This is a genomic window from Flavobacterium sp. 9 (genome assembly GCF_002754195.1).
Lineage (GTDB): Bacteria > Bacteroidota > Bacteroidia > Flavobacteriales > Flavobacteriaceae > Flavobacterium.
The window spans coordinates 1,251,909-1,278,388 of sequence record NZ_PEEU01000001.1; the positions used below are offsets into that span (position 1 = coordinate 1,251,909).

General features: G+C 35.9%; 16 protein-coding genes and 1 tRNA gene. 9 read left to right on the top strand and 8 right to left on the bottom strand.

Annotation, left to right across the window (positions count from 1 at the left end; translation table 11 throughout):
• The first annotated feature begins 3 nt into the window (after nucleotides 1-3).
• The 6 genes from CLU81_RS04395 to CLU81_RS04420 all read left to right on the top strand — a co-directional run bounded on the left by CLU81_RS04395 (nucleotide 4) and on the right by CLU81_RS04420 (nucleotide 8,157).
• Complete coding sequence (locus tag CLU81_RS04395; protein ID WP_099708710.1) at nucleotides 4-1,404, top strand: DUF2252 domain-containing protein; 1,401 nt, start codon at nucleotides 4-6, stop codon at nucleotides 1,402-1,404.
• Between the two features lie 50 nt (nucleotides 1,405-1,454).
• Nucleotides 1,455-2,036 (top strand): DUF4136 domain-containing protein, encoded by a 582-nt coding sequence (locus CLU81_RS04400; RefSeq protein ID WP_099708711.1) that lies wholly within the window; start codon nucleotides 1,455-1,457, stop codon nucleotides 2,034-2,036.
• A gap of 117 nt (nucleotides 2,037-2,153) precedes the next feature.
• On the top strand, nucleotides 2,154-3,362 hold the full coding sequence (locus CLU81_RS04405; RefSeq protein ID WP_099708712.1) for an AraC family transcriptional regulator: 1,209 nt from the start codon (nucleotides 2,154-2,156) through the stop codon (nucleotides 3,360-3,362).
• Nucleotides 3,363-3,403: 41 nt separating this feature from the next.
• Nucleotides 3,404-4,369 (top strand): transporter, encoded by a 966-nt coding sequence (locus CLU81_RS04410; RefSeq protein WP_158235314.1) that lies wholly within the window; start codon nucleotides 3,404-3,406, stop codon nucleotides 4,367-4,369.
• Between the two features lie 268 nt (nucleotides 4,370-4,637).
• Nucleotides 4,638-5,633, top strand: a complete 996-nt coding sequence (locus CLU81_RS04415; RefSeq protein WP_233209657.1) for a BamA/TamA family outer membrane protein — start codon at nucleotides 4,638-4,640, stop codon at nucleotides 5,631-5,633.
• A gap of 73 nt (nucleotides 5,634-5,706) precedes the next feature.
• Nucleotides 5,707-8,157 carry a hypothetical protein gene (locus CLU81_RS04420; protein ID WP_233209658.1) on the top strand — a complete coding sequence of 817 codons (2,451 nt, stop codon included), beginning with the start codon at nucleotides 5,707-5,709 and terminating at the stop codon, nucleotides 8,155-8,157.
• 857 nt (nucleotides 8,158-9,014) lie between these two features.
• Here the strand turns inward: CLU81_RS04420 and CLU81_RS04425 are convergent.
• Complete coding sequence (locus CLU81_RS04425) at nucleotides 9,015-9,464, bottom strand: response regulator (RefSeq protein WP_158235315.1); 450 nt, start codon at nucleotides 9,462-9,464, stop codon at nucleotides 9,015-9,017.
• Between the two features lie 360 nt (nucleotides 9,465-9,824).
• Here CLU81_RS04425 and CLU81_RS04430 point away from each other — a divergent pair, with 360 nt between their 5' ends.
• The 3 genes from CLU81_RS04430 to CLU81_RS04440 all read left to right on the top strand — a co-directional run bounded on the left by CLU81_RS04430 (nucleotide 9,825) and on the right by CLU81_RS04440 (nucleotide 12,233).
• Nucleotides 9,825-10,028 carry a hypothetical protein gene (locus CLU81_RS04430; RefSeq protein ID WP_099708717.1) on the top strand — a complete coding sequence of 68 codons (204 nt, stop codon included), beginning with the start codon at nucleotides 9,825-9,827 and terminating at the stop codon, nucleotides 10,026-10,028.
• 272 nt (nucleotides 10,029-10,300) lie between these two features.
• Nucleotides 10,301-10,570: a hypothetical protein gene (locus CLU81_RS04435; protein WP_099708718.1), complete on the top strand. Its 270-nt coding sequence runs from the start codon at nucleotides 10,301-10,303 to the stop codon at nucleotides 10,568-10,570.
• A 166-nt stretch (nucleotides 10,571-10,736) separates the two neighbouring features.
• On the top strand, nucleotides 10,737-12,233 hold the full coding sequence (locus CLU81_RS04440; protein WP_233209659.1) for an ATP-binding protein: 1,497 nt from the start codon (nucleotides 10,737-10,739) through the stop codon (nucleotides 12,231-12,233).
• A gap of 535 nt (nucleotides 12,234-12,768) precedes the next feature.
• On the opposite strand, the gene CLU81_RS04445 is transcribed toward CLU81_RS04440, so the two are convergent.
• The 7 genes from CLU81_RS04445 to CLU81_RS04475 all read right to left on the bottom strand — a co-directional run bounded on the left by CLU81_RS04445 (nucleotide 12,769) and on the right by CLU81_RS04475 (nucleotide 26,480).
• The gene (locus CLU81_RS04445; RefSeq protein ID WP_099708720.1) at nucleotides 12,769-14,709 is read right to left on the bottom strand and encodes an OmpA family protein; all 1,941 of its coding nucleotides are present in this window, start codon (nucleotides 14,707-14,709) and stop codon (nucleotides 12,769-12,771) included.
• Nucleotides 14,710-14,721: 12 nt separating this feature from the next.
• Nucleotides 14,722-15,639, bottom strand: coding sequence for a type IX secretion system membrane protein PorP/SprF (locus CLU81_RS04450; protein WP_099708721.1), 918 nt, complete (start codon nucleotides 15,637-15,639; stop codon nucleotides 14,722-14,724).
• 211 nt (nucleotides 15,640-15,850) lie between these two features.
• Nucleotides 15,851-17,104, bottom strand: coding sequence for a gliding motility-associated C-terminal domain-containing protein (locus CLU81_RS04455; protein WP_099708722.1), 1,254 nt, complete (start codon nucleotides 17,102-17,104; stop codon nucleotides 15,851-15,853).
• An 88-nt stretch (nucleotides 17,105-17,192) separates the two neighbouring features.
• Nucleotides 17,193-19,598: a hypothetical protein gene (locus CLU81_RS04460; RefSeq protein ID WP_099708723.1), complete on the bottom strand. Its 2,406-nt coding sequence runs from the start codon at nucleotides 19,596-19,598 to the stop codon at nucleotides 17,193-17,195.
• A gap of 79 nt (nucleotides 19,599-19,677) precedes the next feature.
• Nucleotides 19,678-23,982 (bottom strand): hypothetical protein, encoded by a 4,305-nt coding sequence (locus tag CLU81_RS04465; protein ID WP_099708724.1) that lies wholly within the window; start codon nucleotides 23,980-23,982, stop codon nucleotides 19,678-19,680.
• A gap of 837 nt (nucleotides 23,983-24,819) precedes the next feature.
• Nucleotides 24,820-26,136, bottom strand: a complete 1,317-nt coding sequence (locus CLU81_RS04470; RefSeq protein ID WP_099708725.1) for a site-specific integrase — start codon at nucleotides 26,134-26,136, stop codon at nucleotides 24,820-24,822.
• A gap of 270 nt (nucleotides 26,137-26,406) precedes the next feature.
• A tRNA-Arg gene (locus CLU81_RS04475) sits at nucleotides 26,407-26,480 on the bottom strand.

Here is a 26,480-nt window from a genome sequence, read left to right on the forward strand (position 1 = left end):
GTTATGACTGACAAATTTAAAGAGAATAACGAAGACAGATTTGATCCGGCACTATCAAAAGCACATCGTTTTGATCAAGGTGTTGCGCTCAGAAAAGTTACGCCCCGTTCAACTCATCAAGAATGGAATCCAAGTGAAAATCGTGAAGATCCAGTTGAAATTTTGATTAAAACAAGTATTGGAAGAATCGAAAATTTATTGCCTATTCGATACAGCCGAATGATGGAATCTCCATTTGCATTTTATAGAGGAGCTGCTTCAATTATGGCTGCCGATTTAGCTCAAACTCCTAATACAGGAATTGATCTTCAGCTTTGTGGAGATTGCCATTTAATGAATTTTGGAGGATTTGCAACTCCGGAACGTAAGTTGGTTTTTGATATTAACGATTTTGATGAAACATTTCCCGGACCTTGGGAATGGGATGTAAAAAGACTTGCTGCCAGTTTTGTAATTGCCGGAAGGTGGAGAAAATTCACTAATAAAGTTTGTAAAGAATTTGCATGGAATGTCGCAGACAGTTACAAAAGACATATGTTGGAATACAGTAAATTATCGGCATTGCAGATTTGGTATGCTGATATTGATCTTGCTGAATTGATTGAAAGAGGTGAAGACGAAGAGATAAAATCGTTTCAGCAAAAGCGGATAAAAAAAGCGGCAGAATATACTGCACACGAAAAGGAGTTTGCAAAAATGACTTATCAGGAAGGTTCCCGAGCGAGAATAAAAGATGATCCGCCTTTGATCTTTCATCCGACAGGAGAAGAAGGAAAACGAATTTTAAAAGATGCTGAAGTGATTCATAATCGTTATTTGGAAACTTTGTCAGACGAAAAAAAAGTGCTTTTAAGCCGCTATACATTACATGATCTGGCTATAAAAGTAGTAGGCGTAGGAAGCGTAGGAACACTTTGCGGCATTAGTTTATTAATGTCGGCTACAGGAGAACCAATTTTTTTACAGTTTAAAGAAGCAAGACAAAGTGTGATAGAACCTAATGTAAAAGCCAAAGGAAAATACAGTCATCAGGGAGAACGAATTGTGAGAGGACAGAAATTAATGCAATCGGCGTCAGATATGTTTTTAGGATGGACAAACGATGATAATAATAAGTTTTTTTACATCCGCCAGCTTCGCGATGCCAAAGTAAAACCTGTTCTTGAAATTATGAAGGCCAAAAACATGGCAGATTATGCAAAAGCCTGCGGATGGGCACTTGCAAGAGCACATGCTCGTACAGGAGATCCATCAGTGTTATCGGGATACATTGGGAAAAGTAATGAATTTGCTAATGCAATTTCGAGATTTTCTATTTCGTATGCCAGTCAAAATGATTCTGATTATAATAGAATGTTAGAAGCAATAAAAGAGGGAAGATTGCCAATTTCAACAGAAGTCTAAATCTATTAATAAAAATAATATTAAATCAATAATTTTTAAATTCCATAAAGATGAATATCAAAAACACAACACTTCGAATAATTCCTTTATTAGTAGCAGCTTTCTATTACAGCTGTTCTCCATCTGTAAAAGTAACTGCTGATTACGATCACGCAACTAATTTCAGCGAATACAAAACGTTTGCATTTTACGACCTGAAAGCGCAGGAAGGGAAAATAAACCAGTTAAACGCCGATCGTATTACAAAAGCAATACGTGCTGAAATGCTTAGCAAAGGTTTTGTAGAGACTCCCAGCAACCCAGATTTAAAGGTAAATGCAGTAACAATTTTAAAAAATAAAACGGAAGTTACAGCCAATTCTAATTTTTATGGTTATGGAGGAATGTATCGTCCATACGGATATTGGGGCGGAGGCGCAATGATGGGCGGTGGAACTACAACCTTTAATTCTTACGATTATGTTGACGGTTCTCTTATAATTGACATTGTATCTACTAAAACTCAAAAATTGGTCTGGCAAGGGATCGGAAATGCTCAAATTGACAGCAAGCCTGACAATCCTGAAGAATTTATTACAAGTTCTATCAAAAAAATACTGGCAGGCTTCCCTCCTGGTTTGGCAAAAAAATAAGTTTAAAAATTAGTTATGGGCTATGCTTGCCTTTTGGGGAGAAGCACAGCGCTGTTGAAATGGGTTATTAATGAATTCCATTGGAAGAAAACAAAAAAATAATTAAGCTTACACGATATGATTGATTTAGTTCTATCGCTTTTCTTTTTTATAGCAGCAATAATTGGCTTTGCAACGGCTATTATGGTTCTGTTTTCAAAAAATAAACATGCAGAAAAATTTTTCTTTGGACTATTTCTCTGTAGCCTTGCTGTGGTAAGCATTTATAATTTTTATATGTCTGCCAATACCTTTAAGGATTTTCCGCACATCTTCATAATTACAAAATCATTTATTTTTTTAGCAGCTCCGAGCGCTTTTCTATATCTACGCAGTATTTTATTCTCAGAAATGGAATTTAAAAAGTATGAGTGGATACATTTTCTTCCATTTCTTATCTATTTGAGCATGACAATTTTATTATGGACAGGGTATAACAGTAGCAATCTCTTAATGGGTTATATCGCCCTTATAGGAAACAGTCCCTACTCCCTATTAAGTGTGACCTTATGGCTCACGTATGCATTTTGTCAGACCATTATGATTTTACATTATGACACAAAAGATATAAAAGGAAATCATTATTATAACAAAGAGGTAATGAATTGGATTAGAATATATAATTTAATACTGCTGGTTTTGTTCTCTATACTATTCACGCGTCACCTCCTATTGGGCAACGGAACGGCAGCGGATGACAATTTATGCTGTATTTTGATCTCATCAGTTCTTATTTTTACAGGCATCTGGCTTTATTTTAATCCGCAAATTTTTAACAACCAGAACCATAATAGCCCTGCGATGGACGGTGCTGCATTAACTGCACAACTAGAGGCAGTTCCAAAAGACAGAGAAATAAAAAATTCATTCCTCATAGATAAAGAATTAAAAATTGAAAAGAAACAGGAAATTTCGGCAAAACTCGATATTGCTTTCTCTGTAAAAAAGCTCTTTCTGAAAAAGGATTTTGTAATTCGTGATCTATCCGAAGAAACTGGCATATCAACTCATCAGCTTTCTAATTTTATCAATAGTGAATTTAATCTTCATTTTCAGGATTACATCAATTTAAAAAGGATTGAATATTTTACCGAAATGGTTAATGAGCCCAAATGGAAAGATTTTCCATTAGAAGAAATGACCTTCGCTTCCGGCTTCAAATCCAGAACAACCTGTTTTAGGTCATTTGTGAAACACACAGGAAAATCTCCTTCCCAGTATTTAAAAAAAATTAGACCCAATGCCGCTAAACCTAAAAAGAAAAGGTACGATTTCGGCACAAAATGATACCAAAAAAAAGTATAATATCTTACCTAAAAATAGACATTATGATAATCAAATTTAATAGAATAAAAATAAAATTAGGCAGTATGGTACTGCTGTTGCTGGTTTCCTTCTTTTCACAAGCGCAGCTCAAAGGAGGCCATATCCTCGGTGCAATGGGATTACAGTCTGGGACTCAAACTCCTGCCAATACCCTAAGTGTTTACGTACCGGGGTATTTTTACAGTGCATCTTCATTGAGAAACCCAGACGGAGATAAATCCATTGCAAATCCTGATTTAACCATGAGTATTACAGGTGCAGGAGCATCTTATGTTAGTGATTTTAAAATTTTAGGGGCTAATTACGGGGCCACTATTTTACTTGCTTTTGCAGCAAATACCATTCAGGGAAACAGTACAGATGTTCATAATTCTTTGGCTTTTACAGATACATACATTCAGCCATTACAATTAGGTTGGCACAATAAAAGGGCCGATTTTGTTTTTAGCTATCAAATCTATTTGCCAACAGGTAAATTTGAAATGGGAGCTTCAGATAATAGTGGTTTAGGAATGTTTATGAACGAGTTTTCCGCCGGAACGACTTTATTTTTTAATGACAAAAAAACATTTCATTTCTCGGCTTTGGCCTCTTATGAGATAAATGGAAAAAAGAAAGATACTGATATTAAAGTGGGAGACCTTTTAAGTATTGAAGGAGGCCTGGGAAAAACATTTTATATGATGGATGCTGAGAAAACTGCCCCCAAGGGAATATTAAACGCGGGATTGATATATTATCTGCAATATAAAGTGACGAACGATCAAATCCCTGTGCCGGTATTGGGCGCTATTGAAACCAATAAAGATCGTGTTGGCGGTATAGGGGCTGAGATAAATTATTTTCATATTGGATGCAGTACCTCAGCCGGGTTTCGCTGGATTGCTGAGGTGGAAGCTGTAAATAGATTTCAGGGAAATACATTTTTCTTAACCCTCGCACATGTTTTCAGTTTCGAGAAAAAATAGGTAGTAAGCCTAAAATACAGCTGCTTTTTTAAAGAGTGAATGTTTTTTGCTCAATGCAATACAATCTAAATTAGTTTAAATAAGAAATAAATATTCAGATGCTATTATGAAAAACACGAAACTGTTGCAGAAAATAATTCTCGCAAATCTTTTCTTTATCGTATCATTCACTGCAGTGATGGGACAAAAAAAACATATTAGTTTAAGAGATTCCATAGACGGTGCAATAGATTTGAGCGATTATATTATTTACGCGCATGGTTTTATTGTGGTTCCTACTATCATAACCGAGCCCGCCCTGGGAGGCATTGGCGGCGCGGTGGTACCTATTTTTCTTAAAAAACACGATCCGGTTATTGATGAAAACGGAAAGAAAAGATTTATAGATCCTGATATTACCGGAGCGATGGGAATGTATACAGGTAATAAGAGCTGGGTTGCAGGTGCATTTCGGGCAGGAAGTTTTGTGAAACCAAGAATAATGTACCGCGTGGGAGCTGGTTATGGAGATGTAAACATGTCATTTTATGAAAATTCATCCAGTGGGAAAGACCAAAAAATAGACCTTAATTTTAAATCCTTTGTGTTTTACACGCGGGTCATGAAGCAGTTTCGAAACGCAAAATGGAGTGCCGGTCCCCAATATTTTTTATTAGATTCTAAAATTAATTTCCCCGATTTAAACGACCTTCCCTCCTTTGCAAAACTAACAGATGTCAAGAGTGTCGTGAGTCAGTTAGGAGCAGCGATTCAGTTTGACGGACGTGATAATATCTTTACTCCCGATAAGGGAATACGGCTGCAGTCAGATTTTTTCTGGTCAGATAAAGCGATCGGGAGCGACTATCAGGCTTGGCGTTTAAACCTGTCAGCAATCGGATATTATCCCCTAACTAAAAAATTAATTGGCGGGCTCAGAATCGAGGGAGAACAGGCATTTGGAAGTCCGCCTTTTTATCTTCGGCCCGGAATAAATTTAAGAGGAATTCCTGCTGCCAGATATCAGGGAAAAGCCAGTATCGTAACCGAAGGTGAATTAAGATGGGATTTGTACAGAAGATGGAGCCTCATGGGCTATGGCGGGGTTGCAAGCGCGTTTAACGATTGGGACAATGCTTTTGCAAAACCGATCGTTTACAGTTACGGAACAGGTTTTAGATATCTGCTAGCCAGAAAATTCAAACTTCGTATGGGGGTTGACGTTGCAAAAGGTAATGAAGACTGGGCTTATTATATTGTTTTTGGGAGCAATTGGCTGCGGTAAAATGACGCAGGGCGTCAAATATTTTTTTTTAATTATAAATTTTTCAATAAATAATAATCTAATTTTTAAATTTATGAAAAAGGCTTTTTTAATAATTTTACTTTGCTTTAGTTCAATTTTCTTTTCATGCAAGAAAGATAAAAAGCAGGATCAAACGGCTTCAGAGACAGTTCAATCCACTGCTTCTGATTCAATTACCGATGATGGCTGGCCACGCGAAGCATCAAATAATGGTGCAAAACTGGTTTATTATCAGCCCCAGGTTGATGATTGGAAAGATTATAAAGAAATTACGGCAAGACTGGCCTTTTCACTGACTCCAAAAGACGGTAAAGAAGTCTTGGGTGTAGCCTCCTTAAAAGCGGAGACATTAATAGACAAAGATAACCGAAACGTATTTTTTAAAAATGTTCAGGTAACCGATGTCCGATTTCCTGCCCTCGACGAAAAAAAAGTTCCTGAAATGGAAAAGCTTTTTAAGGAAACACTGCCTAAAGGGGGCGATCCTATTTCGGTGGATCGTATTCTCGCAGATTTAAACCAAACCAAAAGTCCTTCTAAAGGAATTGCCGGCAAAAACGATCCGCCTGCGATTTTCTACAGTACAAATCCGGCAGTTTTGCTTATTGTGCAGGGAGAACCCGTTTTAGTGCCCGTAGAAAAAACAGATATTCAATATATAGTCAATACCAACTGGGATTTGTTTTTTGATAAAACCACAAAAGACTACTATTTGCTGGCTGACAATATCTGGGTTACTTCAAAAACACTAGACGGGAAATGGGTCAAAACCACCAAACTGCCTGCTGGTTTGAGCAATCTTCCATCAGGTCAAAATTTTGATGATGTAAAAAAAGTGATTCCGCCGCCGTCAGGAGGTACCGCTCCACAAGTTTTCTATAGTAACAAACCTGCTGAATTAATTGCGATCAATGGAACCCCGAAATTTATTAAAATAGAAGGAACGAAACTCTTATACATCGACAATACCGAAAATGATATTTTTGCCAGTGAAGGCGATGGTCAATATTATGTATTGTTATCCGGAAGATGGTTTAAATCTGCAGCATTAACAGGACCGTGGACATACGCCGGAAACAATCTGCCGGCTGATTTTGCCAAAATCCCCAAAGATTCCCCAAGAGCCAATGTATTAGCCTCCGTACCGGGAACTCAGGAAGCCAGAGATGCTGTCATGTTGGCTCAGGTTCCTACAACAGCCATTATAAACAAAACTGATGCCGAAGCTAAAGCGAAAGTTACCTACGACGGAACACCTCAATTTAAGCCTATCGAAGGAACCAAAATGCAATATGCAAGCAACACTCAGGACAAGGTAATAAAAGTAGGCGATTTGTATTATTTGTGTTTTCAGGCAGTTTGGTTCATGTCGACGAGCCCTAACGGGCCGTGGAAAACGGCCGATTCTGTACCTAAAGAAATCTACACCATTCCGCCAAGTTCCCCTGTATACAATGTAACCTACGTTACGCAGACAACAACCGATACAACCGTATCAAGCAGTACAACAGCCGGTTATTTTGGTGCCTTTATTATTGGTGCCACTGTAGGGGCTATATTGACTTACGGTACAGGATTCTACTATCCGCCATATGTATATTACGGAGGTTTATACCCAATTTACCGTCCTTGGCCTTATACATACGGAGGCGGAGCAGTCTATAATCCATGGACGGGCGGCTGGGCGGCCGGAAGAAGGGTTTACGGACCTTACGGAGCTGCAGGCACATCAGCCTGGTATAATCCCGCAACAGGACGATACGGACGTTCTGCAAGTGTACAGGGCTGGTACGGAGGACGTACAGCAGCTAGTTCTTATAATCCCTGGACAGGAAATTACACCAGAACCAATCAGGGGCATAATGCGTATGCACAATGGGGACACTCGGCAGCTACAAATGGCCGTCAGTGGGTACAGTTGGGACATGTTACTACAAGACGCGGTACAGCAATTGGTTACGAAACTTCGGGAGGTCAAAAAGGCGTAATTACGCATCATAGAGGAGGAGGAACAACCATTCATACCAACAATAATGTATATGCCGGACACGATGGACATGTTTATAAAAAAGATGCCAACGGAAACTGGAGTCACTATAACAATGGCAACGGAGGATGGACACAAGCCGGTAAACTTGGTTCGACAAAAAAAACAGGTTCACTCCCTGAGCGCAATAAACCCAACCAGAACCTTGGCGGAGCAGCACGTGCCGGTGAGGGAATCAAACGTGATAATTTGCATAAACCGGAGCAAAACTTGAGAGGTTCAACCCTTGTAGGTGATGGAATGCAGCATGATAATTTCCCTAAAGCCAATCAAACTCTTGGACAACGAGATAAACCGCTGGGAGAAGCTGGTCGTACTGATATTACAAATGATCTTGATCGCTCGGAATTCTCGAGAGATCGCGGAGAATCACAAACCCGTAATTTTCAAAGAGAAGGAAATCGTTTAGGCGGTGGTAATTTTAGAGGTGGTGGCGGATTTAGAGGCAGAAGATAAAGCCTCAAAAAATGTGAATGTCACGGCTGGGGAATTGTAGTCTGACAGACTCACAGTTACAGCCTAGTGTACTGCAGTGTGAAAATGATGAAAACTTGACCCACTGAAGGAGCAATTCATAGGCACATAGTGTCTTTAAGTGCTAGAAATTCAGTATTGACACGGTTACCGTAGTACTACTATTCAAATCAAAAGGAAGCACAAAAAAAATATGCAAAATTCTACCTGTTTCTAAATGAAATAGCTCGTTTTTATGTCTTTTTTAAGCTGTCTGATAGTTTTTCTTTACAAATATTAACGTTTTGAAATCCCATGCCGTTGACTTGATAGGTCTAAAACCATTTTACTTTCTAACTATATTAACCAAATTATTTCTATTCAATAAAATTTTCTTAAAGTTGGTTCATTGTGATGAATAAACCCTTCCTGTGTGTAAACAAATTCCCCTTCTTTAGTTGCCTCCCGGACTCAATCTCATTTATAGAAAAAGCTACTTCTGATAATTATAATATCAATATTGCATTAATTGAAAATTGCATTGTAGATTATTCAGATTCTAAACATACTTATGAAGGTTCGTTTATTTCTTCTTATATTAGACATCTAATGGTTAAGAATAATAAATCTTTTGTTTTTGAATCCGTATTTAGTCACCCATCAAAAATTGCACAGCTTCAAGATGCAGTACTGACGAGTTTATGCTCAAAAATTTATTAACTAAAAAAAGTCTTAAATATTATTGCTCTCAGTTTTGTGCCAAAATCTTCGCAGGAGTGATTTTACAAAACTATAAGCTCAGTAAAATCAATTGCTACCTAATTTAGGTTAGAAGCTTTATTAGATTTACTATCACTTTATTAAATCAATCGAAATTTTTTTTTGTTTTTCGAGATCTTCCAGTTCATTTTTAATACATCTTCCAGAAATATTTTCAGGGTGTCAAACCTGTTGGGTTTCACAGCATAAAAAGTTGCACCAAGCTCCAATGCCTTTTCAATATCTTCCGGATCACTGCTGGTGGAAAGTATTATAACTTTTACATCCTTTATAGCTCCATCCTGTTTTCGTATTTGCTCAAGACAATCAAAGCCGCCTTTTTTGGGCATATTGATATCCAGGAAAATAACATCAGGCAGCGGATCGGATAAAGTATCAAGCATATCCATTAGCTGCATGCCGTCCTGAGCCTCCTTTAAAACGATAAAAGGGTCTACTTCAAGAATTGCATCTGTAAAAAGTGCTCTGTCATCTTCATCGTCATCAGCTATATAGATGTATCTGTGGGAATTTTGATTTACTGCAGCCATAACTAAACGTATTTTCGATTCCATAAACATAAGACAAGAATCTAAGAATCTGCAAATTTTATATTAGAATACAAGCTTTTACAAATTGATAAATGATCATATTATATCCGCGCAATAATTAATGATAATGCAAATATAAAAAAAATTAAGAAAAATTAAGAAAAAACACACGAATTTAAAAATCAATAGTCACTGTTTATTATTAATCTTAAATTCAATGCTTTACACGGGCAGTTACCCGTTAATTGACTGCTCAATGATAGGCATGTAAAATTGTGATTGTAGCGCTCGTGAAACTACTTAAAAATGATCTATACAATAAAAAAATCTTCTTATCTTTAATTTAAAAACTATTATATCTTGGAAGTACCATCCGTTTTTTTCGACAAAAGACTTCATAAACTTGCCGAAAGTTACGGCAGGAACTTCACTTTAGAAGAGCTCATTGCACTGGTAAACCCGGGCTATAATATCTTTAAAACATTTACTGAAAATATTTCTGCACAAAGTGAAAACCATGCAACAATATTAGAGGCCCTGATCCTGATGGATTATGAGGGTTAGTGGTTCTGAATTCAGCTACAAACCATAGCGCTATCACTGTAAAAGGCCTGCTCAGAATAAACAAAAGGGTATTGTGCAATTAATTTCTTTTTAGAAATTCCAAAAAAAAACGGCATAGAGAACCCTGCAAGGAAAATGAATAAAGCTGCCAAAAAACTGATACATCAATTAGCCAAAAACCCTAAGAAGCTGTTTTAATTGACAGTCTTGGAGCGCTGCTTACCGCTGTGTTATTATTGGTCATCCTGCAAAATTTCAACCGCTGTATCGGCATGCCAAAAACAGCCCTGAACCTTCTTTTGGTGGCAGCTCTCTGTCTTTTATTTTATTCGGCCGCCTGCTTTTTACTGCTAAAAGAAAAATGGAGCGTTTTTATCAGAATCATGGGTGCCGCCAACGCGCTCTACTGTTTGCTGACCCTGCTGCTTTTAATTGTGCATTACAAGCAGATCACCTATTTGGGTCTGGCTTACTTTTTAGGGGAAACAGCCATTATCCTGGGACTTGTTTGCATCGAGCTCAAAACAGCTGCCAAAATTTAAACAGGCACGCGTGAAAAACTTCGGCTGTCGTTTTTTTTAATACTCTTGCTTTTATATATTTATATTGTAATTATAAAACTCTTTGCCAAAGTAATGTAACGGCTATCAATTTTAAAAAATATATTTTAGCCAGACCAAAAACAAAAAACCCGCCATGTACCAAAATATGACCCTCTTAAAAGATATAGTGGACAATACCCCATTGCCTATTGCAGTTTACACAGGAGATCAGCTTAAAATAGAACTGGCCAATACCGCCATGATCAAGACATGGGGTAAAGGCGATGAGGTATTAGGGAAAAATTATACTGAAGTACTTCCAGAGATAAAAAATCAGCCTTTTTTTGACCAGGCCCTCACTGCCCTTAGAACCGGCATACCCTTTGATGCCAAAGATAAAAAAGTAGACCTTCTTATCGATGGGGTACTCAAAACACATTATTTCAACTATAGTTTTATTCCCCTTAAAGATGAGCAAGGCAATATTTACGGGGTCATGAATACAGGAGCGGATGTGACTGACCTGCATTTGGCAAAACTGCAGACCCAAAGCGCGGAAGAAAGGCTCAGAATTGCCATTGAATCATCGGAGATGGGAACCTATGAAATAGATCTGGAGACAAAAAAAATAAAAACCTGCGGGAATTTCAACACTATATGGTCTATTGAATCGGATACTCCTAATGAAGAATTAATTGCAAAACTGCATCCTGAGGATCTTGAAGTACGCGAGAAAGCACATCAGCTGGCCGCGAAAACCGGAAAAATAAGTTATGAGGCCCGAATTATAAATGAGGACCAATCTGTAAAATGGACCAAGATCAATGGAAAGATAATCAAAGATGAAAACGGTACGCCCACTACTATTATTGGGATTATCCAGGATATAAGCGATCAGAGAAAATTTGAAGAAGAACTCAAGAAACAGGTAGCCTACAGCACCGAAGAACTCAGAAGATCCAATGACGACCTGCTGCATTTTGCCAGTGTAGTGAGCCATGACCTGAGAGAACCATTGAGAAAGATTAAAATTTTCAATACCCTGCTGCAAAATGAAAAAGACACCAATTTTAATGAAAACTGCCAAAAATATCTCAGCAAAATAGATCAGTCCACCTCAAGGATGAACAATATCATCGAGGGGATTTTAAGCTATTCCACTATCGATAGAACCCAGCAGCCAATTGAAAGCATTGACCTGAGTGAAGTTATTGAGAATATAAAAACCGATCTGGAACTCATTATAAAAGAGAAGGGTGCGATACTCAATACGTGTGATCTTCCCCAGATAGAAGGTGCTCCCATTCTGATCACCCAGCTTTTTTACAACCTGCTGCAAAATGCACTTAAATTCTCCAAAGCAGACCAGCCTCCAAGGGTTATTATTACCTGCGAGACGACTGCTCTTGATGATAGGGAAGCTGTAAAAATTATCATCAAAGATAACGGCATCGGGCTTGATAGTGCTTTTGCCGAAAGGATTTTTATTGCCTTTGAAAGATTAAATTCCAAAGACAGGTATGAAGGAAATGGCTTGGGCCTTGCACTCTGCCGAAAAATAGCAACAAGGCACGGGTGCACCATCACGGCAATGGGGGAAAAGGATAATGGAGCTGAGTTCACCGTAACGCTGCCCCTAATACAGACAGCGGATACTATTTAAAATTTTTATTTTATATCCTATTCTGCATTCTTATAAAATTCAATTTTACCTATTACATTGAAATCAAGGCCTTGTTTTACCTTTTCCAACTGTATTTCAAAATCAGCCTGGCATTAAATGGGTCCTGCAGTGAAATGAATTTCCTCAACACGATCAGTTTCACTGGCTAAACTGGTTTCTGTTAAAATTGCGTTTCCTTCCATTTTGTATCAAAAATGTTGTCAATATTTATTCCAATGGAAATCTTTTTGATCATCTTCAACCCAAACAAATAAAGAAAAGAATATGCAGAAGATTATACATATAACTTCATGTTACTTAATTTTGCAATTTGATTTCCCTTTTTCAACTCCGTCTCAATGAAAGATGCAAACTTATCACCCCAGCGCCAATAGTAGCATGATCAACATGAAATCCTTGCATTTTCATAATCTTAAACAACATCCCGATAGCTTCTAAACCTAACCTTAAAATATACTGACTGCAATAATGGACATCGCATAGCAACGACATTTCGCATTGATAAGTTTACGAATTAAAAAAAGGTAATAATAAATTCGCTACGTCTGTTCATTTGGTGTTGTTCTTCCGTACATTTCACACCATCAGAACAACCATTTACAAGCTGGGTTTCTCCATAACCTTTTCCGGTCAATCTGTTTGGATCTATCCCTTTTTTAACAAGCCATTTTATGGTCGATTTCGCTCTTCTCTCTGATAAAGCTTCATTGTATTGGTATGTTGCTCTGCTATCTGTATGCGAGCGGATATCAAGTTTCATGTTTAGATTGTTATTCAATACATCTAATACTTTTTCTAAATCCAAAGCCGTTTCAGTTTTGATATTTGATTTGTCCAAATCGAAGTAAATCATTTTGATACCAAAACATTTTCCTAGATCATCACCAATGGTTACCTTACAGATAGCTTTATCCAAGGCAATTGGCAGACTTGTTTTTCCTGATACTTTTCCAATGTTTACAATAACTTCTTTGGTGGTGTACTCTTCTTTTTCAGCTCTTACATTATAAGTTTTTCCACATTCAACCGAAAAACTGTACGAACCATTTAAATCTGAAATGGTGTTGTTTTTCATTACACCCTGACTGTCATATAAAATGACTTTTGTTCCTGGCAAAATAGCATTTGTTTCAGAGTCGGTAATGATTCCGTTGAACTCCTGAAGGCATTTAAGTCTTCGGGTTTCCAGAAATTTATAAATATCATCAGAACCCTGTCCGCCTTCTTTATTGGAACTAAAATAACCTCTTCGTGAAACGGGATCTATGCTATAAGCAAAATCATCTTTTGGAGAATTGATATCATCTCCAACATTCTGAATGTCGCTTATAGTTCCGTTATCTTCAATTTTACCCACAAAAACATCCAAACCTCCCAATCCGGAATGGCCGTCAGAGGCAAAATAGATTTCGTTTTCACTCGTTATATACGGAAATGTTTCTTTGCCTTCGGTATTTATTGTTTTTCCCAGATTCACAGGTATGCCGTATCCTCCAGTGCTATTGATACTCACTTTATAAATATCCGATTGTCCTACCGTTCCGGGCATATCAGAAGCAAAATACAAGGTTTTTTCATCAGGACTCAACGCCGGATGAGCCGTGCTGTAATTGTCACTGTCAAAAGGAAGTTCTGTTACATTACCCCATTTATCATTTTCAAGAGTAGCTTTGTATACTTTTGTTAAAGTAATTTTGTTCTCATCTTTTCCTTTTTTGCCGTTTACGTAATTGTTTCTTGTAAAATATACCGTTTTGCCATCTTTGGTAAAAGCTGGAGATGTTTCATGAAATTTGGTATTGATGGTGGTTTTAAACTTGTTTACTTTAATACTTCCTCCGGTTGTTGGATCAACATCGGCAACATAAAGATTGGTAAAATATTCTCCTGTCCATTTGTGTTTGCGCTGAGAGAAGTTACCTGTATCTCTGGCTGAGGCAAAGTATACTTTATTGTCGTAAACAAAAGAACTGTAGTCTGAGTATTTACTGTTAATACCTGCATCTTCAATTTTATAGCGTCCTGAATTTTCTTTGATCTTATCGAGATAATTGGCATTCTCCTTAAAAAGTTTTCCTCTGCCGTCGTTTTTGTATTTGTTGCTAAACTCATCCAGAATTTTATTTGCCTTAGCAGTTTGACCAGTTGATTTTAGAGACTGAGCATATCTGTAATAATATTCAGGCTCAACGTTTGTGCTCATCGCAAACAATTCGCCATACCATTTTACAGCACCATCGAAATCAGAATTGAAATAATAGGAGTTGCCGAGTTTCTTCAACATATCCTCAGATTTGTATCCTTTTTCGGCTACGCGTTCATAGGTTTTAATTGCATCTATATAAGCATAGTTATCGTATTGTTTATCGGCAGAATTTATTTTTGCTTTTTGAGAATAACTATCAAATGAAAAAAAGCTTACAATTATAGAACAAAAGAGTATATAATTTTTCATAATCATTGTTTTTTAGAAGAAACGCGGAGTGGTAATTTTACCATTATTTTTGAAGAATTCATAACGCAGGAATATCTCATGCGATCCTGAATTGTAATTATTTAAGTTTGTAGTCTCGCGGTCATAACCATAACCTAAATAAAGTCCGTCTGTGATCTGAAATCCTACCATGGCACTCACTGAAGCACTCCATCTGTAAGCGACCCCCACCATAAACTTGTCGTAAAACATAAAATTGGCTGATACATCTACCTGAAGGGGTGCGCCTTCTACCATTTTGGCAAGTACAGCAGGTTTGAATTTTATATATTGGTATTTATCAAGATCAAAAACATATCCAGCCATCAGATAATAATTGATTTTATCTTTGTAGATAGCTACATCATTATCATCATAACGATTTGTTTCAATAAAATTTGGGATTGAAAAACCAATATAAGCTTTATCAGAATGCCAGTAAACCCCGGCTCCAACATTTGGAGAAAATTTATTGTCGAGATCCTGAAACTGTGGATCTCCCGCAATTTCCGGATTCAATTTGTTAATATCAAGATTGAATAAATTTGCCGTTCCTTTGATCCCGAAAGAGAGCTTAAAATCGGCAGAAGTCTGAACGGTATAGGAGAGATCTACGGAGAGATTGTTCTCATTGGTTGGACCAATTTTATCATTGACTAATGAAACACCTACTCCCAGATTGCTATTGTTGATAGGTGTATTGACCGAAAAACTGCTTGTTTCCGGTGCTCCATCCAAGCCAACCCACTGGGTACGGTATAATCCAAAAACACTTAAAGCTCCCCGAGAACCGGCGTAGGCAGGATTTACGTTTATAGTATTATACATGTATTGCGTATATTGAGCGTCCTGCTGCGCGTAACATTCAATAGCCGTAAACATCAAAACGAACGAAAATATTTTTGTTATCATTAGAATGTTCTTTATTTATTACTGCTTTTTTTTGCTTAAACTTGAGAAAAAATAAAATTCTAAAGTGACTTCAATACAATCCAAATATCTTATAGCTAAAAGGCTTTAAGCCTGCATAAACAAAAACAATAGAAGAATGTTATACACTTTTATAAATCTTTTAGCTTTAAAAAAGAAGATTTAAGTAGTTGTCTTTTAATTTTTTTTCAAATCACTTGTCATTACTGATATATAAATACCCCGTTTTATTGATGGTCTCATTTCCTTTTTTATACTTCAAAATATAAAAATAAGTTCCAGCCGGAAGGCCAACGCTTCTATCAACTGTAGTTCGTCCGTCTGAATATCCTTTAAACATATTATCATTTTCGTTATAAGAATCTGCATCAAATACTTTTACTCCCCAACGATTATAAATTTCAACTCTATTATCAGGATATTTGTCTATTCCCTTTATCACAAACTTGTCGTTTATACCATCTCCATTAGGCGATATTGCATTGTAAATAACTACATCACTATCAGGGGTAATATTTGTTTTTTTAACTATCGCTATCGTAAAAATTCCGTAGCCACTTACTTGGGTTGTAACCATTTTTGAATAATTTGCTCCAGCAAGAAGATCTGTAGTGACACCTTTTTCATTAATCCATTTTGATGTGGAAGTGTCCCAACGTACGATTGCTAATTCAGTTAAAGAGTTCTCTTGAAAGAAAAAAGCTAGAGGCGTTGTATTGGTATCTAAAGTTAGTGTTAAGACAATTTTTTCACTTCCCTGATCTTGGGTTATGTTCCAATATTCGACCTCATCAATAGATAAAATTGTGTCTTCCTTACTGGTATAAGGGTGAAGAACTCCTGTACTATCCAAAAAATACTGAGTTGTATAAACATTGGTTGTATTTGCTGCTTTATCATGATATGAGGGTCTGAAATAAAGATTATCTCCCACAGGAAATTCAAAATTTAAGTTTCCAATATTTTCAACTTCTCCATCAACAAAGCTCAAATTACTTGCATCTGAATGAAAAGCTTTTTCTTCAAAAATCATTTTGCCATCATAACTGTCCGCATCTATTACTCCAAACTTGTACTCTGCCAAATTATTGACACTGATCACGGTACTTAAATGAAAAGGCATCAATGACGATGTATTATTGAATTCAATATTTTGAAAATGAGAAATTTGAGAACCTTCAATCAATTGTGTTTTATTTCCTAAAAAAAAAGTTTTTCCATTACCCAAATCAGTAAAAGTAACTAATCCGTCATTTTTGAAATTGGCATAAACATAAAAATTCCCGTCATTTAAAACATCTCCATTTGGTTTATTATCAAAATCAAAAAGAGTTGAAAGTTGTGTATTGGGCGCAACTGACAATTCGCCAATATTTATTGTTTGCGCTGCAAGATTACCAATAAAAAGTATTGATATAAGACTATATTTTACGTTCATTTTTATCATATCTTTTTTATTTAAAATGATCGATTAAAGTTGTTTTAAACACCTCATTTCTACTTTATAAAAGAGGTGTTTAATAGATTTCAATGTTCTAAGGAATAACATAAGCAGTATTAATATTTGCTTGCACGTATTGAATAGCCCACGCCATTGCATTAGCATACATAATACTATTATAAACTGTAATTCCAGAATTATACGCTTTTGGCTGAGGAACTCCAGTTGATGAAAATTTTGCTGGCCATGTGGTAGTAGAAGTATTGGTAACTTGTCCGGCAGTCCATCCTGAATCTCCAACATACATATATCCTAAAGTATTGTGTTTAAATGCGAAAATTCTCGTTGCATTAGCATTCTGGGTTGATAAACTTGTTACATTAGCTGGCAGACCAGTAACATAATAAGAGTTGTTTACATCACTACCTAAACTAAACCCTTGAATAATTCCAAAAGGCCCCTCTAAAAGAGGATCAGAAACACTTAAAATAGGATTTGTATAAGTTGTTCCTGTTCCGCTGGCAACTGCTGTTGACGAACCACAAATTGTATTAATTAAATTTGCAGTACTAGTTGCATCATTTTCCTGAGAATGAATTAAAACTCCTTTTTTGTTTTTGACAAAATCATCTAAAATTGTTATTGATGACGCATTTGGAATAAAATTATACCCAATTACTATTATATCAATGCTATTTGTATTAATTAAGTTTTTTAAGGTAGTTCCTTGATTTGTTCCGCCATTAATAATTGTTATTGCCTGAACTTGAACAGTCCCTGTTGGTCCAAAATTTGCCGTTGCCGCCAATATAGCTCTAGAAGCATCACCTGTACCGGCGGTTCCCGGTTGATACATTCCGTCTCCAAGTCCTAAAACTTTCATTGTTCGGAATACATACGTTACGCTTTTATTACAAGCTATAGATCCATTTGTGCTATTTGCTGTAATTGCATAGGAGAATGTTCCTCCTGAAGTTGGTGTACCGCTGGCAATAAGCACGACGTTTTGCGCTCCTGTTGTCGCAAATGTTCCTGTACCTGAGAAACTAACACCGTTAATAATATTTGTTGTAATACTATAGTTTCCTACATAAGTAACGGTTACCGGAACAGTCATTGTATTGCTGGCTACCATTGCTATTCCTGGAGCATAACTACCACTTGTTGTAATTCCGGTACAATTTGTCGTATAAGTAACGGGTTGAGCTGCAATAGTTACATTCAATGAACAGGTTGCCGCTGCACCAGGGCTTCCAGTAACGGTTAATGCAGCTGTTCCGGAAGCATTGGGTGTTCCTGAACCTATTAAAGTTACATTTTGTGCTCCTAAAGTCGATAAATTTATTAATCCAGAACTAAATGTTATTCCGCTAGCGGTAGTCGTTGTAATTGTGGTTTGACCTGTTGCCATTACATTAATAGGCAAGGTTATTGTATTACTGGCAGTTAAAGCAACATCTTGCATATAGGAGCCATTTTGCGTTGCTCCCACACAATTAATTGTATATGCAACCGGTGCAACAGTAACTGAAATCCCCGAACAAGACCCCGTTGCCGTAGTTGTTGCATTAGAGATAAGATTAAAACTATTTAGGCCAGATGCAATAGGTGTTCCCGTTCCTAATAACTCAACCGTCTGGTTAGGTGTTAAATCCGTAAAATTTCCTGTTCCGCTGAAAGAGTATCCATTTACAGTATTTGTATTCATACTCCAAAAGCCCACAGAAATAGGATTTACACTAACAGTTAATTTATTCGAGACTGTGAGAGGAATACCGAGATAATAATTACCTTCCGTATTTATAACGCCACAATTTATAACATAGTCAACATCTGCCTTACTAACAAAAATATTTGGAACACAAGAACTGGTTTTACCATTCAATACAATATTCACTTCATCTCCGGGATCTGGTGCAACATAACCATTATTTGGGGTACCGGTGCCAGGTAAATTTAAGGTATAGGTTCCTGCTGTTGGAAAAGTTCCGCTTGATCCAAAATAATAGCCATTAGTGGTAGTAGCCGAAATCGTATAAACTCCAGGCTGTGAAACAGTAACAGGTAGTGTTAAATAATCAGATGCCATTAATATTCCACCCTGGTTGTAAGAGCCAAAAGCCTGAACTGCACTACATTGATCTGTTGAAATTTCGAATACCGCAGGAGGTAATGTTCCACAAATACTCAGCCATATATTTTGCATGACACTCCAATAATCAAAACACCCAGTTGTTGTATTGAATATTAACAAACCATCCGTTAAATTACCTGTTGGTATCGCATCTCTCTGCGCAGTTGTCATCCGAGATGTAAGCATTCCTTTATTATTGCTTTCTAATTCAAAAATTGCTCCTGGTTTTGCTGGTTCCGGTCCTGTACTTACTGTTCCGTCTTTTATTTTTGTATTGTTAACCTGAGCAAAAAGAGAAGTAAAACTAAATAAAATGAAGAATATTACTAAGTTGCTTTTTTGTACTTTGTATGTTTTTACTTTCATAATCTTATTATTTAAGTCTATAATAATGTTAGTTGTTGCCTATTATTTTTAAATGCTTAAAAAAAATCAAAAAGCAACTTTAATTATCTTTTTCCGCTATTAGTTTTTCGAGTCTTTCAAGACGTAAATTCATTACTCTTGAAGCTTCTTTTAATTCTTTTATCTCTTTTTCTTTTGCTTCAATTTCTTTATTTTGAGCTTCATTTATTTTATTCTGTTCTATTGTATACAAGTAAAGTTCTTCCGTTTTTTCTAATAATTGAATTGATAATTCCGACATATTAAAAGAATAACCTTCTTTTGTTTTCTCCAATTCATTTATAGGTGTAATACCCGGAAGGTGTTTATTTTTTTTAATAAAAGCTTCTATCTCAGGTAAACTTTTAAATTTGTAATCAGATTTTATAGTTGAAAATCCTTTAAAATAATCTTCAAATACATAATCGGCATAATAATTATTTACAGTCGATATCGCCCCGTTAACTCTTAATTTTTCATTTGGAGCTGTAGATGGAGCAGTAAAACCTATTCCTACCCAGCCACTCATATATACATCCTCAGTATTTAATGTTGCTCCTATATGGGTGGTTGTACTATACCAAGGTTCTTTTACGGCTGCACCCAAATCCAGCTGAGTTACTACCTTATGTTCATCTGTATAATCTAATGTTGATGTAGTCGCGTTTACAGCCAAAGTGGTTAAAGTTTCGGCATCTCCAATTAAATCGACCATTTTAAACTCTGTTGCATTTCCAGCTTCATCATTATAAATTAACGAATGTGCTGCCCCATCATAATTTAATGAAGTTAATGTTTCAACACCTTTAACTAAAACCTTCATATCGATTGGATATGGTGTATTGGTTTCATCTGTATAAGTTAATGTATGCAAATCAAATACATTTCCAAACGGATCTGTTGCATCAGTTACAATGTCTTTTAATGACGTAACAGTTTCTTTTATTTCTATCGGTGTTCCTCCAGCTTCATTAGTATAAGTAGCGATAGTACTGCCTGAGGTAATAATTGGAGTTATCGTAGTGATTGTCTCATTGGCTTTTATAATCGCAGCATTAACGAATCCTCCACCGTCTGTACCTACCGTTACAATATTCCCTACATCTGTGCTGACTACTTGAGAATTAGTAACTAAACCATCCTCATTAGTAAAAGTTATAATTCCAGTACCTAAATCTTGACTTAGTTTCGTTACAGTTTGTTGAATGTCAACAGGTGTTCCTCCCGCCTCATTAGTATATGTAGCGATAGTACTGCCTGAGTTAATAATTGGCGTTATCGTAGTTATTGTTTCATTCGCTTTTATAGTGGCAGCATTAACAAATCCTCCACCGTCTGTACCAACTGTCATAATATTCCCTGCATCAGTACTTGTTACAACAGCAGTTTGATCAACTGAATCCTCATTAGTATAAGTAATTAAGCCTGTACTTATATCTTGCGTAAGATTCGTAGTTGTTTCTCCCGCGGCAATGACAGAAGTTAGATCAATCGCATTACTTGGCTCTCCATTGATTGTTGAAGTTAAAGTGTTCCCTGTAGTTGACAAAACGTTACTATTGATGATATCAACTGCTGTTCCTGTTATCCCATTTACAGTAGTTGTTAAACTATTTGATGCCGAACTATTTGAAACTGTAGTAGCTGCTGCAATGGCGGGAGTCAAATCTAATGACGTGCTTGCAACTCCATTTACTGTTGTAGTCAAACTAGACCCTGCCAATGAAACTTCATTACTGTTAACAATTGGAGCCCCGGTACTGGTTACTCCGTTTACTGTTACTGTTGCTGTATTTGTTGCTGATGCATTTGAAACTGTTGTCGCGCTTGTAATGGCCGCAGGAGTCAATAAACTTCCGCCATCTGTCCCAACTGTTAAAACATTTCCTGGGTCAGTACTAGTGACAACTGCAATTTGATCAACTGCATTTTCATTGGTATACGATATTACACCGCTGGCAGGATCTTGTGTTAAGTTCGTAATTGTTTGTCCAGCTGCAATGGCTGGTGTCAAGTCTAAAGCTGTACTTGTAATTCCGTTTACTGTTGTGGTCAAACTTGCCCCTGTCAATGATGCTGCATTACTGTTAATAATAGGAACATCAGTTCCTGTTACACCATTTACTGTTGTACTTAAGCTATTTATTGTTGAAGTATTTGAAACTGTAGTTACAGGAATCAATGAACCTGGCGTTACTGTTTTTAAAACTCCTGAGGCATCGGCAACAACAATGTTGTCTGATGAAGTTCCTGTCTGCAAACCTGCTACTGCCAGAGTATTGGTCGCATCAGTAGTTATTGTTGTAGGGATTATTAGTGTTCCTCCCAATTGTGCATTACCATTTGTTACAGTTAGAGCATTATCTGCAGATATTAGCACTGGAATAGAAGGTGTTGTAGCAACACCATTTACGGTTGACACTAAATTACCATTTACTGCCTCTAAAGTATTCGAATTAATGATATTTACATCCGCGCCTGTAAGACCATTTACGGTAGTATTCAATGCATTAGCTGTTGAGTTATTGGCCACTGTTGTAACGGGCAATGCTCCTGCATTTAAAAATGCTCCGCCATCGGTACCGACTTTTACAAGATTTCCTGTATCAGTACTGACTACTTGAGCTGTGACCGCTGCACCTGCTTCATTCGTATAGGTTATGGTTCCTGTTCCCAAATCTTGAGATTGGGTTGTGATTGTTTCATTTGCTTTTATAACATTTGTTAATTCTGTTATAAAAGCCGGATTAGTAAGAATCGTTGATGAATTATTTATAACATCGCCAACAACATCTATTGTTGTTTGAGTACTATTTTCACTTGTATAAATATATTTTCCGTTGTTAGAAGCATCTTTATCCAAAGTTGTAATGGTTTCATTTGCTTTTATAATTGTACTAATATCTACTAATTGTGTATTCCCTGAAGCATCAACATAACTAAACTGATTGGTTGTAGCATCAAAAGTGACATTGCCTTCTGTTTTGTTTACAATATTCTCAATTATATTTGTGACAGCAGGATCATTTGCAATGGTCGTAAAATTTGTAGTTACATCGCCAACTATGTCAATATTTACGGCTGTTCCGGCTTCATTAGTGTAAGTATAAGAACCAGCACCATTATTTACAAGTGTAGTTAAGGTTTCATTGGCTTTTACAATTGTACTAATATCTACTAATTGTGTGTTTCCTGAAGCATCAACATAACTAAACTGATTGGTTGTAGCATCAAAAGTCACATTGCCTTCTGTTTTATTGACAATATTCTGAATAATATTTGTGACCGCAGGATCATTTGCAATGGTCGTGAAATTTGTAGTTACGTCGCCAACAACATCAATATTTACGGCTGTTCCGGCTTCATTAGTATAAGTATAAGAACCAGCACCATTATTTACAAGTGTAGTTAAGGTTTCATTTGCTTTTACAATGGTGCTTATATCAACTAATTGCGTATTTCCAGAAGCATCAACATAACTAAACTGATTGGTTGCAGCGTCAAAAGTGACATTGCCTTCTGTTTTATTCACAATATTCTGAATAATATTGGTCACAGCAGGATCATTTGCAATCGTCGTAAAATTTGTAGTTACATCGCCAACAACATCAATATTTACAGCTGTTCCGGCTTCATTAGTATAAGTATAAGAACCCGCACCATTATTTACAAGTGTAGTTAAGGTTTCGTTGGCCTTAACAACAGTACTAATGTCTATTACTTGTGTAGTCCCGCTGGCATCTACATAACTAAATTGATTTGTGCTCGAATTAAATGTGACAATTCCTTTTGTCTTATTTACAATATTCTCAATTATATTCGTTACTGCTGGGTTGTTTGCAATCGTAGTGAAATTTGTGGTCACATCACCTATAACATCAATATTCACAGCCATTCCAGCTTCATTGGTATATGTATAAGAACCATCTATATTACTTACAAGTGTCGTTATTGTTTCATTGGTTTTTACAATTGAATTGAAGTCTAATATCTGACTATTACCTGATGAATCAATATATGTAAATTGCTGGTTAACGGGATTATAAATAACTGTACCAGGACTCTGAGATATTTCGCTTGAAATAACAATCCTATTCCATTTGTTATTGTACCAATAGTAGTAACCAGGAGTGATATCAGAAATACTGACGGTATTAAATACTAATAAACTATTTATATTTCCATTTTTAATAGTTGTAACATCAGTCGAACTAGTCAAATTAATTCTAGGAATTAATACACCTTTATCAGTAGCAACAACTTCTAATTGCGAAGAAGAATTTGGCACTGGTGTTCCAATACCAACCTGAGAATAAGCTGTATAACTACCTAAAAACAATAATACGGAGAGTAATTTATTCTTCATAAGATTTGATATTATGGGTTGTCAAATAATTTATTATTAACAGAAAAAAATGTTAAAATAGATTCTAGCGAAAAGTTTAAATTCCAAAGATTTTAAATTGTATCTAAATGAGATAAATCGTTAGGCTTATAAGAAGAAGATAATAAGTAGAGATAAAATGAAGTAAAAGACATTTTCCAGAAGTCTGGATATAATATAAGTATTATTTTTTATTAAAAATTAACCATATAAAACACACATTTTTATAATAATTAATAAAAAAAAATACTATTAAAAAAAAATTTTTTATAGTATAAATTTATACTTAATTGTTTATTTATTTTTCAAACATACTAAACACCAACACATTAAAAAAATAAATAGAAGTTTTTTTTTACAAATTTATCTTAAAAAAAATTACGCAGAATAAAAACTGCTTGAACAACTATACTAACCACTCGTTATATATCTGGAAAAATTGATTTAATTGATCATTATCTGTCAAAATGAAATGACAATCGTGATTTGGTTTAATTTTATCCTATATTTAGTAGGATTTCATAATATGACAAACGAAATATTAGAAACTCACTAACAACAACTTAGACTCGAATTAATTCCAAATTATTATGATCAATTAAAATTGAAGAATGTTGGTCACTGCATTCCGAAACTACTATTCAAATTGTACAGAAAGTATATGGTCTGATTGACCAATTTTTCCACTTTACCCACAGGCCTTTTGGCAGGTATGGGATTTTTAGCCGTTTTTGCAGGAGCTACCAATACCCCCTGACCTTTATGTTTATGGCATTGAACTCTTTGGCAATTAATACGTTTTTGCCACTTGTCAATTTATTAATTCCCAAGCTTTAATGCCAGTTTCTTTTTCATTTCGCTAAGTTCCTTCTCCATCCGCTCGATTGTTTGTAAATTTAAATCACATGAAACATTTTCCTTAGCCGCAAGTCTTTTCGTTAATCCCTGCATCTCACGGCCGATTGCTGCTTGTTCGGTTATAGCATACTCCTCAGTCTGTTTAACAGATGAATGGCCTAGCATTTCTTTTACAACATGTATAGGTACATCATTACCTAGAGTTACAGTACTTCCAAAAGTCCTTCTTGCTTTATGTGTATTTAAAATTACATCTAATCCACATACTTCAGCAATTTCTTTTAGATATTCATTCATTTTCTGGTTTGAGATGACAGGCAGGACAGATCTTCTCTCTAAACACAGTGGATGTTCTTTGTGTTTATCCATTATTTCAAGAGCTTTTGGCAATAAGGGTATGTTAGTTGCTAATCCAGTTTTTTGACGCTCTGACATAATCCATTTCTCACCATTCAGACCAATTTTTATATTACTTATCTTTAATTGCAAAACATCAACATAGGCAAGACCTGTATAACATTGAAAAACAAATATATCCCTCACATTATTAAGTCTTTCTGTCAAAAAATTATGATTTTCAATTGTGTAAAGTTCATGTGCCGTTAACGGTTTTTTATTTGTTTTCGTTTTCCTGCCTTTAAATGTTCTAAAAGGATCCTTTGTTATAATTTCCTTGTCAATAGCTCTCATCACAATTTTCTTTAATTGAGAGATGTATTTAAGAGTTGTATTGTTATTACAGTTTTTGACCGTTTTGAGATAAAATTCATAATCCTTTACAAATTCATAATTAAGGTCTTTAAACTCCATATCCTTTAAACGATATTTAAAGAATATAAATTCCCTGGCATGTTTTATAGCAACTTCAAATCGTTTATAAGTTCCTATTGCATATTCTTTTTTATCCACAAGAGCAAGCACCTCATAATTATGAAGTTCAAATTCTTCAAGCACCTTTGTCTTAGGAACATTCTTGCCCAAAATAAAATTTATTATTTTTTCAGAACTAATTGACTGTTGAGAGTAGATCAAATCATTTTTATACTGGTTGACTTGTCCTTCAAGTGTGTCAAGAAACGAATTAAGAATCTTAGCATCTTCTTTGTTTCCAATAGCACGTTCTTCTTTTTGGCTCCACCTGTTCATTTCCCAGATTCTCTTAATAGAGGTTTCTTTTGGAATACCGTCAACTGTAATTCTAAGATACACAGACCTAACACTTCCTTTATTCCTTGGTACTTTCAAAAAAAAAATTAATCCAAAACTGCTTTCTAACATAATTCAAAATTTAAGTGAGTAAATATCGAATTTTAACACCCATAAATCAAGTCGTTAACGCCTTTTACATGTTGAATTTAAGATACTTAAGCCGAAATTTGTGGCGCACTTTCACAAATTTAAAATGCGCCACGAATGTGCCACAGAAACTTTGGGTATTTTTGCAAATTTTGGTGGTATTGAGCAAAAATAAAAAACCCTGCAAATTCAAAATTTGCAGGGTTTATAAGGGTTTAGAACATTTAATGATTAAATTTCTAAATCTAAAAGTGAACGCAGAAGGATTCGAACCTTCGACCGCCTGCTTAGAAGGCAGGTGCTCTATCCAGCTGAGCTATGCGTCC